This window comes from Streptomyces sp. 7N604 (genome assembly GCF_052245475.1).
Lineage (GTDB): Bacteria > Actinomycetota > Actinomycetes > Streptomycetales > Streptomycetaceae > Streptomyces.
This window is the reverse complement of sequence record NZ_JBQQBX010000009.1, coordinates 13,385-28,522: the sequence shown is the minus strand read 5'-3', so window position 1 is coordinate 28,522 and position 15,138 is coordinate 13,385. Positions and strand designations below refer to the sequence as shown.

The 15,138-nt window shown below is 73.2% G+C and carries 11 protein-coding genes and 2 tRNA genes; 10 read left to right on the top strand and 3 right to left on the bottom strand.

All coding sequences use genetic code 11. The annotated features are described in order from the left end of the window. Positions 1-39: 39 nt before the first annotated feature. The 4 genes from ACTWP8_RS11770 to ACTWP8_RS11755 all read left to right on the top strand — a co-directional run bounded on the left by ACTWP8_RS11770 (position 40) and on the right by ACTWP8_RS11755 (position 1,179). Positions 40-112: transfer RNA gene (locus ACTWP8_RS11770), tRNA-Ala, on the top strand. A gap of 496 nt (positions 113-608) precedes the next feature. Beyond that, on the top strand, positions 609-770 hold the full coding sequence (locus ACTWP8_RS11765) for a hypothetical protein (RefSeq protein WP_443322089.1): 162 nt from the start codon (positions 609-611) through the stop codon (positions 768-770). 3 nt (positions 771-773) lie between these two features. Further along, positions 774-1,007, top strand: a complete 234-nt coding sequence (locus ACTWP8_RS11760) for a hypothetical protein (protein WP_443322088.1) — start codon at positions 774-776, stop codon at positions 1,005-1,007. 99 nt (positions 1,008-1,106) lie between these two features. Next, positions 1,107-1,179: transfer RNA gene (locus ACTWP8_RS11755), tRNA-Ala, on the top strand. 113 nt (positions 1,180-1,292) lie between these two features. On the opposite strand, the gene ACTWP8_RS11750 is transcribed toward ACTWP8_RS11755, so the two are convergent. Further along, positions 1,293-2,852 carry a ferredoxin gene (locus ACTWP8_RS11750; RefSeq protein ID WP_443322087.1) on the bottom strand — a complete coding sequence of 520 codons (1,560 nt, stop codon included), beginning with the start codon at positions 2,850-2,852 and terminating at the stop codon, positions 1,293-1,295. Further along, entirely contained in the window at positions 2,849-4,321 is a 1,473-nt protein-coding gene (locus ACTWP8_RS11745) for a hypothetical protein (protein ID WP_443322086.1), read from the bottom strand. Before ACTWP8_RS11745 ends, ACTWP8_RS11750 begins: the two co-directional genes overlap by 4 nt. Before the next feature lie 357 nt (positions 4,322-4,678). On the opposite strand from ACTWP8_RS11745, the gene leuS reads away from it, so the two are divergent. From leuS to ACTWP8_RS11715, 6 genes are all read left to right on the top strand, one after another. Beyond that, positions 4,679-7,621, top strand: a complete 2,943-nt coding sequence (gene leuS, locus ACTWP8_RS11740; RefSeq protein ID WP_443322085.1) for a leucine--tRNA ligase — start codon at positions 4,679-4,681, stop codon at positions 7,619-7,621. Positions 7,622-7,850: 229 nt separating this feature from the next. Then, the gene (locus tag ACTWP8_RS11735) at positions 7,851-8,738 is read left to right on the top strand and encodes a hypothetical protein (RefSeq protein ID WP_443322084.1); all 888 of its coding nucleotides are present in this window, start codon (positions 7,851-7,853) and stop codon (positions 8,736-8,738) included. 115 nt (positions 8,739-8,853) lie between these two features. After that, positions 8,854-9,702 carry a DegV family protein gene (locus ACTWP8_RS11730; RefSeq protein WP_443322083.1) on the top strand — a complete coding sequence of 283 codons (849 nt, stop codon included), beginning with the start codon at positions 8,854-8,856 and terminating at the stop codon, positions 9,700-9,702. A 246-nt stretch (positions 9,703-9,948) separates the two neighbouring features. Next, entirely contained in the window at positions 9,949-11,136 is a 1,188-nt protein-coding gene (locus ACTWP8_RS11725; protein ID WP_443322082.1) for a helix-hairpin-helix domain-containing protein, read from the top strand. Then, a complete protein-coding gene (locus ACTWP8_RS11720; RefSeq protein ID WP_443322081.1) occupies positions 11,133-14,189 on the top strand; it encodes a ComEC/Rec2 family competence protein in 3,057 nt (1,018 codons plus the stop codon). Before ACTWP8_RS11725 ends, ACTWP8_RS11720 begins: the two co-directional genes overlap by 4 nt. Continuing rightward, positions 14,087-14,872, top strand: coding sequence for an arylamine N-acetyltransferase family protein (locus ACTWP8_RS11715; protein WP_443322080.1), 786 nt, complete (start codon positions 14,087-14,089; stop codon positions 14,870-14,872). Before ACTWP8_RS11720 ends, ACTWP8_RS11715 begins: the two co-directional genes overlap by 103 nt. Positions 14,873-14,876: 4 nt before the next feature. Here ACTWP8_RS11715 and ACTWP8_RS11710 read toward each other — a convergent pair whose 3' ends face one another. After that, positions 14,877-15,122 carry a hypothetical protein gene (locus tag ACTWP8_RS11710; protein WP_443322079.1) on the bottom strand — a complete coding sequence of 82 codons (246 nt, stop codon included), beginning with the start codon at positions 15,120-15,122 and terminating at the stop codon, positions 14,877-14,879. Positions 15,123-15,138: the final 16 nt, after the last annotated feature.

The following is a 15,138-nucleotide window of genomic DNA, read 5'->3' as shown; positions in this document are numbered from 1 at the left end:
GCTACTTCTCGTTCGACGCGCTCCGGCGCCGAGAAGAGCGGGGCTATAGCTCAGTTGGTAGAGCGCTTGCATGGCATGCAAGAGGTCAGGAGTTCAATTCTCCTTAGCTCCACAGTCGCCAGGATCCCGTTCCCGTCAGGGGGCGGGATTCTTTGCCTCTCCGGCCCCGCGGGAGCTGTCACCACCGGCAAGTCCCGTACCCAGTAACGATGGTGGCACCGACACGCGTGCCGGCTTCACCGCGGCGTCGCTCGCCCGCGGACTCGCCGCGGACACCGACCAGTTGATCGCCTTCCGGCTCGTCCTGACCCTGCACCTTCAGGGCGCGCGGGCGTTCGGCACGTTCGGCGCGGCGATGCGTAACGGAGGCGACGGCGGGCCAGTTATGTACGCGGCACCGGGGGCGCATCCGTGCCGTACGCGCTGGTGGTGAGTGCTCCGGCGCCGACTGCGGCCGCCGCTGCCGGTGCGTCGGCCGGTCCGCATGCCACGGGCGGCGCCACTGACCCAGCGGCAGCCGCGCCGCTAGCCTGGCCGAGATGGGCTGCCCCGCTGACCTGGGCGCCGTCCCGTGGCAGAATCGGACGACCGGAAGGGGAGGAGAGCGCATGCCGACGAGCATGGTCGAGGAGGTCGGCGATCTGCTCGATACTGCCGAGGCGGCCCTTCTCGAGTGCCCTTCCTGTGGTTCGGCCCATGTCGCCCAGGTCCTGGGAGACAACGGTGGGATTTCGTACGTCTGCACGGCCTGCGGCCACAGCTGGAGCTGACTGATGGGGGCACACAGGCGGAAGTGCGATTGGTGCGGCAGCGGGACTCCTATCGTCCGCGACATGGAGCCGATCAACCCCGACTACCAGTACTGGTGCGAGGACTGCGCGCGGGCGCTGATCATAAAGGGGGACCCGATCGAGACGTACCGCGAGCTCGAGGGCGAGCCGATCTACGGGCGGCTGCTCGACGAGCACTGCACGCTCAAACGGTTCTACTCCTTCGTCACGGCCTGACGGCCGGGAGCGGCTGGTCATCGATTTGGCGGAAGGCCAGGGGGGCCGTGTAATGTTGGCGAAGCCGCCGCGGGGAACCGGGGTGGACGACGAGGACCTGGGGCTATAGCTCAGTTGGTAGAGCGCTTGCATGGCATGCAAGAGGTCAGGAGTTCAATTCTCCTTAGCTCCACAGCATGAGAGCGGGCCGCCTGTATAGGCGGCCCGCTCTCGTATGCCCGGTCCCGGCCTCATAGGACAGGTCCCGGCCCCTATAGGGACCGGGACCGGGGCCGGAGCGGCGGGTCAGCCGCCGCCGCGGGGGAGCGCCCTCCTGGTGGGCGCAGGCTGCTCGGTGGCCGTCGCCTCGAGCCGTAGCGCGAGCGCGGGGCACCGGCGTACGGCGCGCTGCGCGCGCCCCCGCAGGTGCATCGGGACGGTCGCGTCCGCGACCGCGGGGTAGCCGTCGGGCCCGAGCCGTATGAGCTCCGGAATCAGCTCCGCGCAGACGCCGTGCCCTTCGCACAGCGTCCAGTCCACCGCCACCTTCTCGCCGCTCGGCACGCCCTCCTCCTCGTAGCCGGGCGCCGGCAGTGGCAGTACGCCCTGCGTGGGCCGGCCGCAGCCGCCGCTCAGCACGTGTGCGGCCAGGTCGTCGGTGAAGACCTGCAGCGCGGACTGGATGAAGCGCACGGAGCCGTCCGGGTGTTTGCACGCCCCGCGGCCGCGCACGGCCTGGGTCACCTGACGTACGGCCTCCAGGGAGGTCGGGCCCCCGCCGCCCAGCACCTCGGAGAAACCGGCGGCCGCCGCGGGGAGCCCCAGCTTGCAGGGCCCGCACTGCCCCGCGGTCTCGGCGGCCAGCCAGTTCACCACCCGCAGCGACTCGCCGAGCGGGCAGGTGTCGGGACCGATGGGCAGCAGGGCGCCCGCCCCGAGCGCCCCGCCCGCCGTGGCCAGTGCCTTGCGGGAGATGATCGCTCCCTGGGCGGTCAGCCCGTCGATCCAGTTGCCGTGGTAGCCGCCGGACAGGACGGCCTGCGGCATCGGGGGCGCCCCGCACAGCTCCATCACGTAGCGCAGCGGAGTGCCGAGGGGCACCTCGAGGACGGTCGGCCGGCCCACGGAGCCCGAGACCGTGAGCATCGTGGTGCCCGGCTCGTCGGTCAGGCCCGTGTTGCAGTAGCGGTGCGGCCCGAGCCGTGCGGCGACGGCGAGTTGGGCGAACGTCTCCGCGTTGGACAGCAGCGTCGGCGCCCCCGCCACACCCGAGTCGGAGGCCCGCACTTTGCGGCCGGGCGGCAGCGACGGGCCGCCGTTCACGGCCCGGACCACCGCGGACGCCTCGCCCGACACCATCCGCTCGGGGGTCCTGACCACACGCGCGCGAAGCCCCCGGCCGCGCCGGTCGGACAGGCCCCGCTCGGCCAGCGCCTCGCGCATGGACGCCTCGGTCGAGTCGCGGGTCACGGCGATGGCCAGCTGGCGGGCGCCCAGCGCCTCGGCGGCCAGCAGGGCGCCGTCGAGTATGAGATGCGGGGCGCGGCAGAGCAGCACGGTGTCCTTGCGGCAGGCGGGCTCGCCCTCGCTGCCGTTGACGACGACCACGGGGCGTACGCCGCGGCGGATCGCGCTCTTCGCGACGGCCCGCAGCTTCTTCGCGAAGGGAAAGTGCGCGCCGCCGCGGCCATTCAGCGAGACGGCCTCGGCAAGGTCGGCGAGCCGTTCGCCGACCATCGGCTCCAGGGCCCCGTGCACCTTCAGGTGCATGGGGAGGTCGAGCCGGTGGACCAGATCGAACCCGCTGGTCAGCTGCGGAAGACCGACGACCCGGACATCCGGGACGTCGGGCAGGGGTGCGTTCATGGCCGGTCTCCTGCGGGCTCGTGCCACGGCTCACCGGGTGAGGGCGGGTACGGCGGTCCCGTCCGGCGCCGCGACGTGGGGGATGTGGGGTACGGCTCCTGCTGGGGCCTGACGTGCTCCGCGGGCGGCGGCGGGGACGGCGCGGGCCAGCGCTCCACGGTCTGGTCGGCCGGTGCCGGTCCGGGGGTCGCGTACGACGACACGGTGGGCATCGGCTCGGTGGGCTCGGGCTCGTACAGGGCCTCGTACTGCGCGGTCGTCTCGTACCGCGCGGCCGGCTCGTATGGGGCGGGCTGTTCGTACGGGGCGGTCTGCTCGGTCAGGGGGTCCGACAGCCTTGTGGGGCTGGACAGCGGGTCGGACAGCGGGTCGGACAGCGGGTCGGACAGTGGGTCGGACAGCGCCGGGTCATAGAGGGGCGCCGCAGGCGGGGGGTCGGACAGGAGGGGCCCGGAGATCGTCGTGGGCGCCTCGGAGAAGTCCGTCGGGTCGGACAGCGGCAGGGGAGGGACGGGCCCTGTGGGGGGCGGTCCGTAGCGTTCCTGCGGCTGGGGCTGGGGCGCCGCGGAGACGGCCCGGTACGCGGCGGAGATGCCCGCCCCGCGGCTCGCGGAGATCGGCGCGGGACGGGTCGTGTCGAGGCGCAGGGGCGGCTGGCCCACCGCGGTGTCGGCCCGCTGGCCCGGAACCCTCCGGATCCCGGGGAGCGGTGCGACGGCCGGGTCCCGCGCGGGCGGCGCCTCGTCCCTGGCTCCTCCCCTGCCGGCCAGCGTCTCCGGCCGGGTGAAGGACATCAGCATCCGCGCGATGCGCCGCCGCTGCGGCTGCGGGAGGATCCTCAGGGTCAGGGCGCCGGCCACGGCGGCGAGGCTGAGCGCGTACAGCGTGGTCACCCAGGCAGCGGCCGGGCGACCGGCGTAGAGCCCGTGCAGCAGGCCCGCGAACCAGGCCGGATACGCCAGGGAGTGCAGGGAGCGCCAGCGGCTCGCGGCCTGCTCGGGCGCGGCGAAGGAGCTGCGCAGCGCCCCGGTCGCCCCCGCGATGACCATGAAGTACGCGGCGAGGGAGCCGAGCCCGATCAGCCCTGCCGAGCCCGTGAACCCGAGCCCGAACGGCACCAGGGCACCGAGGAGCCCGACGTGATCGGCGGCGATCTTGAGGGTGATGTGGATGAGGAGGAAGGCCAGGGAGGCAACGGCCAGCGCGCGGTGGATTCCCTGGGCGAGCAGCCGGTGGCGCGGGACGAGGAGAATGCGGTCGGTGGCTATCAGCCCCCAGACGACCGAGGAGGTCAGTGACACCAGGGCGAGCACGCCGACGCCGAACTCGAGCAGGCCGCGAAGCCATCCGCCGGTCGCAAGTGCAAGTGCCGGAATCAGGACGATGACGGCGAACGCTCCGGCGATCATGACCGGGCGCGGCACATCGAGCGGTGGGGACGATGGTCGGATCTTGCGGTGAGGGTTCATGCGGACGACTCCAGTGGTGCGGGGAGAGGGGTCCCGGCTCCGCATGCTAGGTCGCACGGCGAAGATCATCGTGGCTGTTTCGTTATTTGCTCCAATGTCAATTGCGGAGAGGGCGGCAAAAGTTGCTGTCTGCAAGTGGATGGTGGCTCTGTGCGGCCCACAGGGGCGCTGCGGTACTCTGAGCGCATGCGTGCCGTACGCCTTCTGCTTAGCGGGCCGCGCTGATCAATCCCGGCCGGTGGACATACCGGTCGGAATCGGCGCGGCGTCCCCTCCTGTGCGAGGGGATTTTTCGTTTCGGTTGAAAAGTCGCAACCGGAATCGCCGGCAGAGACGATCGATGGAGCTTTAGGGATCATGAGCGAGACGAATTCTGCTGCCGAGGTGGCCGCGCCGTACCGTTACACGGCCGCGCTGGCCGCCGAGATCGAGGCACGCCGGCAGGACATCTGGGATGCCGAGGGGACGTACGAGGCGCCGAACCCGTCGGGTGACCTGGAGGGCGACCCGGAGCGAGCGGCCAGGCCCAAGAAGTACATCATGGACATGTTCCCGTACCCCTCGGGCGCGGGACTGCACGTCGGCCACCCGCTGGGCTACATCGCCACCGACGTGTACGCCCGCTTCCAGCGCATGACCGGCCACAACGTCCTGCACACGCTGGGCTTCGACGCCTTCGGCCTGCCCGCCGAGCAGTACGCGGTGCAGACCGGCACCCACCCGCGCGTGTCCACCGAGGCCAACATCGAGAACATGAAGGTCCAGCTGCGCCGGCTGGGCCTGGGCCACGACAAGCGCCGGTCGTTCGCCACGATCGACCCGGACTACTACAAGTGGACCCAGTGGATCTTCCTGCAGATCTTCAACTCCTGGTACGACGAGGAGGCGAAGAAGGCCCGGCCGATCGCCGATCTGGTGGCGCAGTTCGAGAGCGGGGAGCGCGCGACTCCCGGGGGTACCCCCACCCAGGCCGAAGGCTCTGGGGGAGGACGCCCCTGGAGTGAGCTGAGCGCCGCCGAGCGCGCCGACGTCCTGGGCGGGTACCGGCTGGCGTACGCCTCCGACGCGCCGGTCAACTGGTGTCCAGGCCTGGGCACCGTGCTGGCCAACGAGGAGGTCACCGCGGAGGGCCGCTCCGAGCGCGGCAACTTCCCCGTCTTCAAGGCCAAACTGCGCCAGTGGAACATGCGGATCACCGCTTACGCGGACCGGCTGCTGGACGACCTGGACGCGCTGGACTGGCCCGAGGCCATCAAGCTGCAGCAGCGGAACTGGATCGGCCGCTCCGAGGGCGCGCGTATCGACTTCTCCGTCGAGAAGCAGAACCCGGCGGGCGAGAAGGGCGCGATCACCGTCTTCACGACCCGTCAGGACACCCTGTTCGGCGCCACCTACATGGTGCTGGCGCCCGAGCACGACCTGGTGGACGCGATCGTCCCGGCGGCCTGGCCGGAAGGGACGCGCGAGGTGTGGACCGGCGGGCACGCCACCCCGGCCGAGGCCGTGGCCGAGTACCGCAAGCAGGCCGCGGCCAAGTCCGACGTCGAGCGGCAGGCCGAGGTCAAGGACAAGACCGGTGTCTTCACCGGCGCGTACGCGACCAACCCGGTCAGCGGCGAGCGGGTCCCGGTGTTCATCGCCGACTACGTGCTGATGGGCTACGGCACCGGCGCCATCATGGCCGTCCCGGCGCACGACAGCCGCGACTTCGTCTTCGCGCGCTCCTTCGAGCTGCCGATGCGCTGCGTCGTTGATCCCTCCACTGCATCCGATAGCTCCTCCGGAGCGGGCCGGGGGACCGACCCCTCGACGTGGGACGACGCCTTCGTCTCGTACGACGCCAGGATCGTGAACTCGACCGGTCCCGGTGTCTCGCTGGACGGGCTGGGGGTCGTCGACGCCAAGGCGAAGATGACGGAGTGGCTGACCGCCCAGGGCATCGGCGAGGGCATGGTCAACTTCCGGCTGCGCGACTGGCTGTTCAGCCGGCAGCGCTACTGGGGCGAGCCCTTCCCGATCGTCTACGACGAGGACGGCATCGCGCACGCGCTGCCCGACTCGATGCTGCCGGTCGAGCTGCCGGAGGTCGACGACTACTCGCCGCGCACTTTCGACCCGGACGATGCCGACACCTCCCCCGAGACCCCGCTGTCCCGGAACCAGGACTGGGTCAACGTCGAGCTGGACCTGGGTGACGGCGTCAAGCCGTACCGCCGCGAGACCAACACCATGCCGAACTGGGCCGGTTCGTGCTGGTACGAGCTGCGCTACCTGGACCCCAGGAACAGCGAGAAGGTCGTCGACCCGGATGCCGAGCGGTACTGGATGGGGCCGCGCGAGGGGCAGCCCGCGGGCGGCGTCGACCTGTACGTGGGCGGCGCGGAGCACGCCGTACTGCACCTGCTGTACGCCCGCTTCTGGCACAAGGTGCTGTACGACCTGGGCCACATCTCCTCGTACGAGCCGTTCCACAAGCTGTTCAACCAGGGCATGATCCAGGCCTACGTCTACCGGGACAGCCGCGGCATCGCGGTCCCGGCAGCCGAGGTGGAGGAGCGCGACGGCGCGTACTACTACCAGGGCGAGAAGGTCACCCGGCTGCTGGGCAAGATGGGCAAGTCCCTGAAGAACGCGGTCACTCCGGACGAGATCTGCGCCGAGTACGGGGCCGACACGCTGCGGCTGTACGAGATGGCGATGGGCCCGCTGGACGTCTCCCGGCCCTGGGACACGCGCGCGGTGGTCGGCCAGTACCGGCTGCTGCAGCGGCTGTGGCGGAACGTCGTGGACGAGAACACGGGCGAGGTGACCGTCGCCGACGCGGAGCCGGACGAGGACACGCTGCGCGCGCTGCACAAGGCGATCGACGGTGTCAGGCAGGACATGGAGAACCTGCGCTTCAACACCGCCATCGCCAAGGTGACCGAGCTGAACAACCACCTGACCAAGGCGGGAGGCCCGGTTCCGCGGACGGTCGCCGAGCAGCTGGTGCTGCTGATCGCCCCGCTGGCACCGCACATCGCCGAGGAGCTGTGGCACCGGCTGGGTCACGACTCGACGGTCGTGTACCAGCCCTTCCCGGTCGCCGACCCGGCGTACGTCGTCGACGAGACCGTGACCTGCGTCGTGCAGATCAAGGGCAAGGTCAGGGCGCGCCTGGAGGTGTCGCCGTCGATCGCCGACGAGGAGCTGGAGAAGCTGGCGCTGGGCGACGCGGGCGTGGTGGCCGCGCTGGGTGGCGCGGACATCCGCAAGGTCATCGTGCGGGCGCCGAAGCTGGTCAACATCGTGCCGGCGTAGGCGGCCGGCTGGGGCCGGTCGCCGGCGGTAGCCGGCGGACTCCGGGGGTTTCCCCTACGGGCCGGTTGGGGGTTCCGATGGAACCCTCGACCGGCCTCGGCCGTTTAGGGTGGAGACACGACGTCCTCACGGTCCACGTCGTCATGGTCCATGTCGTCACGGTGCACTTGGGCCATGCCGGCACGGCACAGCCGGTCGGGCCCCCGTCACCGCGAAGGAGCGAGCGCCCATGGAAGCCGCGATCCTCATCCTCGCTCTGCTCTTCCTCGCGTTCGTCGTGCTCGGCGCGTACGTGACGGTCAAGGTGGTGGGCGCCGCGAAGCGCGGCGTGGACCGCACGGTCGCGCAGGCGCGGCGCACCGTCGAGGACACCACGCTCAGGGCGAGGCAGCTCACGCAGCCGGGCCCCGTCGGCCAGCTCGCCGAGCTGCGGCTCTCGCTGCGCACGTCCATGCGGGCCACGCAGGACGCGCTGTACGGGGCCCCGCCCGAGGATGCGTCCCTGTCCGAGGCCCGCGGCCTCTTCGAGCGGCTGAGCGCGCACGGGCGCGAGCTGGACGGCGAGCTCAAGCGGCTGGAACAGGAGCCGGACAAGGGCAGGCTCGTGGCCAGGCTGCCGGAGTTGCGCGAGCGGACCCGCCGGCTCGTCGGCCACGCGGACTCCCTTCGGTGGGCAGCGCAGGACAGGGCTCAGCAGTTCGCGGACGACGATCTCTCGGCGCTGGGGAACCAGATCGAGGTCGAGACGGGGGCGCTGCGGCACTGGACGACGGAGGCGGACGCGGAGGCGGGACCGGCGGCCGGGGCGACGAACGCGGGGCCGCCGGCTGGGTCGGCGGAAGAGGTGCCCAAGTCGGCGGAGGCCGGGCGGGTGTCCGGGGCGACGGAGGCCGGGCGGGCGCCCGGTCCGGCTGCGCCGGCGCCTGCCGCGGAGCCCGCTGCCCGGCCGTCGGCTGCCACGCCGCCGGCCGCCACACCGACTCCGACCTGGCCGGACGTCTCCATGCCGGACGCGGCGTCACAGGAGCCGCCGCCCGCCATCACCGCGCGGGATCCCCGGCAGCAGACCGCGTACCCCTGGGAGAAGGCCGCCCGCCGGCCGGAGAGCACGACCTGACAGGGGCCGGGGTGGGGGCCGGGTGCAGGACCTGAGTTGGTGACTGAGAGGGTGTTCCGAGTGTTGCGTGGGCCCGCACTGTCCGCCGTCGGCGTCCCCGGATAACCTCCAAGTCATGTCCCGCCATGTCGCTATCGTCACTGATTCCACGGCCTACCTGCCCCAGGCGGCCATGCAGCGGCACGGCATCACCACGGTTCCGCTGACCGTGGTGCTCGGCAACAAGGCGCTGGAAGAGGGCACCGAGGTTTCCGCCCGCTCCGTGGCGCAGGCGCTGCAGCGCCGTACTCCGGTGACAACGTCCCGGCCGAGCCCGGCGATGTTCGCAGCCGCCTACCGGGCCGCAGCGGAGGCGGGCGCGGACGGGATCGTGTCGCTGCACCTGTCGGCCGAGATGTCCGGGACGTACGACGCGGCGGCCCTCGCCGCGCGCGAAGCACCCGTGCCGGTTCGCGTGGTGGACACGGGAATGGTCGCCATGGCCCTCGGTTTCTGCGCGCTCGCGGCCGCGGAGGCCGCGGAGGCGGGCGGCACGCTGGACGAGGCGGTGGCCGCGGCCGAGAAGCGCGCCGAGGGCACCTCCGCCTACTTCTACGTCGACACCCTCGACTACTTGCGCCGCGGCGGCCGTATCGGCGCGGCGCAGGCGCTCCTCGGCTCGGCGCTCGCCGTGAAACCCCTGCTGCAGCTGGACGGCGGCCGGATCGAGCTGCTGGAGAAGGTACGCACGGCCTCCAAGGCCATCGCCCGTCTCGAGGAGCTCGTGGTCGAACGCGCGGGCGCCACCCCGGTGGACATCGCGGTCCACCACCTCGCCGCGGCCGACCGCGCCGACCAACTCGCCTCGCACCTGCGGGGCCGCGTACCGGGCCTGGGCGAGCTGCACGTCAGCGAGGTGGGCGCGGTGATCGGCGCCCACACGGGCCCGGGGCTGCTCGGCGCGGTGCTGTCGCCGAGGGGCTGAGGCGACGGGCGCCACGCCTTGTGCGTGGCATGTGGGGTCGGGTCACTCGTGCGGGTGACGAGGTTTTCCACAACTCGCGGGTTATCCACGGGAATTGGTGCTGCTCAGCGGGTCGCGCGGATCGTGTCTACCGTCGTCGGCATGGAGATGCGATCACGGAGTGTAACCAGTGGGCCGGGCCGTGCGCCCGGATCCGATCAGCGAGTTCGCCGCCGCCATGGTGTGCGACGCGTCGGCGGTCCCGGCATGCGCGCCGCCCGCCGCCGCGCCGTCGCCCGGTCGGGTACGGCGCCCGGATCGGTGGCGCTGCGCGCCCGCGCCGCGGCGCTGTTCGCCCCGCCGGGCGGGCCCGGACGGGGTGCCGCAGCCCGCGCGGGCGAGGCGGATTACGAGGCGTTTGACGCGTACGACGCTCGGAGCGCGTATGAGGCGTACGAGGCGTACGAGTCGCCTGCGGTCATGCAGGGAGCGGCAGCCGTACGCGCGCCCTCGCCACTCCTTGCGCCTCCTCGCCCGGGAGCTCCGGGGTACGGAGGCGGGGGCAGTCCGCCGGGCTCGGCGGAGCCGGATCCCGAACGGCCGGTGCCGTCAGGGGGCAGCCCGGAAGCGCCGTCGGGCGGCTCGGGCCCCGACGCGTCCGGCTCGCCGCCCGAGGACGCCCTGCCACGGCGCACCCGGTGGCGCCTCGCGATCCGCGAACGGCTCCCGTTATGGATGCAGTTGAGGTGTGGCGTCGAGCCGCGGACGCTCGCCGCTCTGGCCGTCGTGCTCGTGCTGGCCGGAGGCGTGGCCGTGTATCACTTCTGGACCGGCCGCCCCCAGACCGTACGGGCCCCTGCGGCCGAGCCTCCGCCCGGCCACAGCGGCGGCCATGCGCCCGCCTCCGGAGCCATGGCACCGAGCCCTGCGCCGGGTGCGCCGGCCGCGGGCGGCGGGGCGCACCGCATCGTGGTCGATGTCGCGGGCAAGGTCAGGAGGCCCGGTATTCACGAGCTGGCGGCCGGTTCTCGGGTCGCCGACGCGCTCGAGGCGGCGGGCGGGGTGCGGCCGGGCACGGACACGCGTGCGCTGAACCGGGCCCGCATTCTCAACGACGGCGAGCAGATCGTGGTTGGCGTGCCACCACCGGCGGCGGCACCAGGCGCGGATGCCGGCGCGGGCGGCGGTGGGGCGGGCGCCCCCGGTAGGGCGGGCGCGGGTGGCACGTCGGGTGCGGCAGGTGCTTCTTCGGGCGCGGCGGCGGGCCCGGTCAGCCTGAACGCCGCCACTGCCGAGCAGCTCGACGCACTGCCCGGCGTCGGCCCGGTCCTGGCCCAGCACATCCTCGACTACCGCGAGCAGAGCGGCGGTTTCACCTCCGTGGACCAACTCCGCGAGGTCAATGGCATCGGCGATCGCCGGTTCGCCGAACTCCGATCCCTCGTGCAGCCATGACGCGATCCGCAGCGCACGCGGACTCGGGCCACCGCCTCGGCGCGTCCGCCCCGCATCAGGAGAGCCCCGCGGACCTCCGCCTCGTCCCACCAGCCCTCGCCGCCTGGGCCGCGGCGGCGCTCGCCGTGGGCACCCCCGCGAGCTGGGCAGCCGCAACGGCCGCGGCGTGCCTGGCAGTCGCGTTGCTCCTCCTGCTCCGCGGAGCGAGAGCCCGCCGCGAGCGCGGCGGCGTGCGCTTCGTCGCCGTGGCGGCGCTGCTCTGTGCGGCAGCCGCGGCGGTCTCGGGCGCGCTGCACGCGGCGGATCTGCGGCGCGGTCCACTGTCCGAGCCGGCCCGGCAGTACGCGGACGTCACGGTCGAGCTGACCGTGACCGGCGATCCCCGCCTCACCCGCCCTCGCGTGCACGGTGCGCAGCGCGCCCCCGCCGCGGTCGTCCTGAAGGCGGAGGCGGAGCGGGTGACGACCGCTGACGGCACGGTCACGGCGACGCGTACGCCCGTGCTCGTCGTCGTCCAGCAGCACGGCTCGCCGCATGGGCGGCGCTCGGGCGACGGTACGGCCACAGACCGCAGCCGGTTCCAGGAAGCCTCGCCGCGGGCGGCCTGGCTGGAGGTGCTGCCGTCCACGCGGCTGCGGGTGCGCGCTCGGCCCGCGCCGCCGCTGTCGAGCGGGGGCGCCGAGCCCGTCGCAGCGGTGCTGCGTGTCGCCGGTGACGGGCGGCCGCCGGAGGTGATCGAGGAGCCGAGTGCGCTCCAGAGGGTCGCAGGGGAGCTGCGCGGTGGGCTGCGGAAGGCCACCGATGGACTCTCGTCCGACGCCCGCGCCCTGCTGCCCGGGCTCGTCGTCGGGGACACCTCCAGGATGCCGCCGGACCTCGAAGAGGCCTTCCACGCAACGGACTTGGTCCACTTGACGGCCGTCAGCGGAGCCAACTTCACCATCATGCTCGCGCTTCTCATCGGCCCTCCGCACCTCGCGCTGCGCGCCGAGCGCCGCGGTCTTGCGCCGCTGCTCGGCATGCCCCTGCGCACGACCGCGCTCCTCGGCGGGCTGCTCACGCTGGCGTTCGTGGTCGTCTGCAGACCCGAGCCGAGCGTGCTGCGGGCCGCAGCCTGCGGGCTGGTCGCCCTGCTCGCGATCGCCACCGGCCGTCGCAGATCACTGCTGCCCGCCCTGTCCACGGCAGTGCTGGTGCTCGTCCTGTACGACCCGTGGCTCGCCCGCTCCTACGGCTTTCTGCTCTCCGTCCTCGCCACGGGCGCGCTGCTGACCATCGCGCCGCGCTGGAGCGCGGCGCTCCAGCGGCGCCGGGTGCCGCCCAGGCTCGCCGAGGTACTTGCGGCAGCCGCGGCCGCGCAGGCCGTCTGTGCGCCCGTTGTCGCCGTACTGGCCGCGCGGGTCAGCCTGGTCGCCGTCCCATGCAATCTGCTCGCCGAACTCGCCGTCGCCCCCGCGACCGTCTTCGGCTTCGCCGCGCTGGCTGCCGCGCCCGTCGCGATACCGGTGGCCACCGGGCTTGCGTGGCTGGGCGGCTGGCCTGCCGAGTGGATCGCGGCCGTGGCCCGCACCGGTGCCGCGCTGCCCGGCGCCGAGCTGGACTGGCCGGGCGGCTGGGCCGGAGGCCTGCTGCTCGCGGCCCTGACAGCGGCCGCCGTGCCGGTCGCGCCCCGGCTGCTGCGCCGCCCGTGGCTGTCCGCGGCCTGCGCGGCGCTCCTGCTGATGGCGATCACCCGCCCGGCGCCGCTGCCGCGGCTGCTCACCGGCTGGCCACCGCCCGGCTGGCGGTTCGCGGTCTGCGACGTTGGCCAGGGCGATGCGCTGGCTCTCGCGGCGGGCGGCGGCACCGCCGTGGTCGTGGACGCGGGACCCGACCCCGCGCTCGTGGACCGCTGCCTGCGCGCCCTCGGCGTCACCCGAGTCCCGCTGGTCGTGCTCACGCACTTCCACGCTGACCATGTAACCGGTCTGCCCGGGGTGCTGCGCGGCCGCGCGGTCGGCGTGATCGAGACCACGACGCTCGGAGAGCCCGCGGACCAGGCGGAGTTCGTACGTCGGGTGGCGCGCGACGCCGGCGTCCCCGTGGTCCGTACGGCTCCGGGGGAGCGGCGGCTGGGTCCGCTCCGCTGGCGCGTCCTGTGGCCACCCAGCCCGGCTCCGCTCCAGGCCCCGGGCTCGGCCCCGCCCCAGGCCCCGACCCCGGCCCAAGGCCTGGCCCCAGCCCCGACCCAGGCCCCGGGCTCGGGCTCCGCCCCGACCCAGGCCCCGGGCTCGGGCTCGGCCCCGACCCAGGCCCCGGGCTCGGGCTCGGCCCCGGCCCCGCCCCAAGCCCCGGCCTACGTGCCCTCCCCGCCGTCCCTGTCCGCGGAACCCCCGCTCGAAGGTCCGAACGACGCCAGCATCACGCTGCTGGTCCGGACGGCAGGACTCACCCTGCTCCTGCTCGGCGACCTCGAACCACCCGCCCAGCAGGGACTGTTGGCAGCCGTGCCGGAGCTGCCGCCCGTGGACGTCCTCAAGGTCGCCCACCATGGTTCCGCCTACCAGGATCCGCAGCTCCTGCGCCGAGCCCGCCCCCGCCTCGCCCTGATTTCAGCCGGAGAAGACAACCCGTACGGACACCCCTCCCCGCACACTGTCGCCGCGCTCCGTCAGCACGGCACCACCGTCCTCCGCACCGACACCGACGGCGCGATCGCCGTGACGGGCGGTCCGGCGTCCCGCCTCGCCGCTGCCGTAAGGGGCGGCCGCGTGCCCCACCGTCTCAGGGCGGCCGAGCGCACCCGGCACGCACGCCGCCGCCTCCGCGCTCCGCCGTCACGCGCCCCGCCGCGGATCACCGGCGCCTCGCCGTTCCGGAAGCCCGTGCGTCCGGTTCGCCCACGGCGTAGGTCGATGGACCGATGGCGGACCGATGGCGTACGCCCCGCGCGTTGGGTGATAACTGGTGCATGGACTCCGCCCAGACCGACGCCTACCTCCAGCGGATCGGTGCCGCACGCCCGGCGCGCGCCGACGCCGAAGCCCTCCGCGAGCTGCAGCTGCACCACTTGATGGCCGTGCCGTTCGAGAACCTCAGCGTCCATCTCGGCGAGGAGATCGTCCTCGAGGAGAAGCCGCTCGTCGACAAGGTCGTACGGGCCCGGCGCGGCGGCTTCTGTTACGAACTGAACGGCGCGTTCGGCAGTCTGCTCGTCGCCCTCGGCTGGTCCGTGACCCTGCTCGCCGCCCGTGTCATCAGCGAGCCTGGCCGCCTCGGTCCGCCGTACGACCACCTGGTACTGCGCGTCGAGAGCCCGGACGGTGGGGACGCCTGGCTCGCCGACGTCGGGTTCGGCGACCACTGCCACCACCCCCTCCGGCTCGCCGACCGCGGGGACCAGACCGACCCCCGGGGTACGTTCCGTATCGCCGAGGTCCCGGACGGCGACCTGGAGGTCCTCAAGGACGGCAAGCCGCAGTTCCGGCTCGACCTGCGCCCGCGCGAGCTGGGCGACTTCGAGGCGACCTGCTGGTGGCACAGGACCTCGCCGAAGTCCAAGTTCACCCGCTCGCTCGTCTGCTCCCGCCTCACCGAGGGCGGCGGCCGGGTCACGCTCAGCGGCCGCAGGCTGGTGACCACGATCGCGGGCGGGCGCCGGGAGGAGGCCCTGACCACGGACGACGAGGTGCTGGCCGCCTACCGCACCAGCTTCGGCATCGAGCTGGACCGCGTCCCGACCGTGCGGGAGCCGTAGCGTCCTATTCCGACTCCAGCCAGCCCTCGTACTCCTCCGCGAGCGCGTCCAGCGCTGCCGCGTCCAGCCGCCCGGCAGGGTCCTCGACCACCACGAGCCACTGCGCGTCCTCGGCGTCGTCCTCGCCGGCGAGTGCGTCCCGTACGAGGCGGGGCTGTTCGGTGATCCCGAAGCGGCGGGCGAGGGCCTCGGCCACCTCCTCCGCGGCGTCGCGGTCGGGCAGGACCAGTACATGTCGAACGTCGCTCACCAGGTCATTCTGCGCC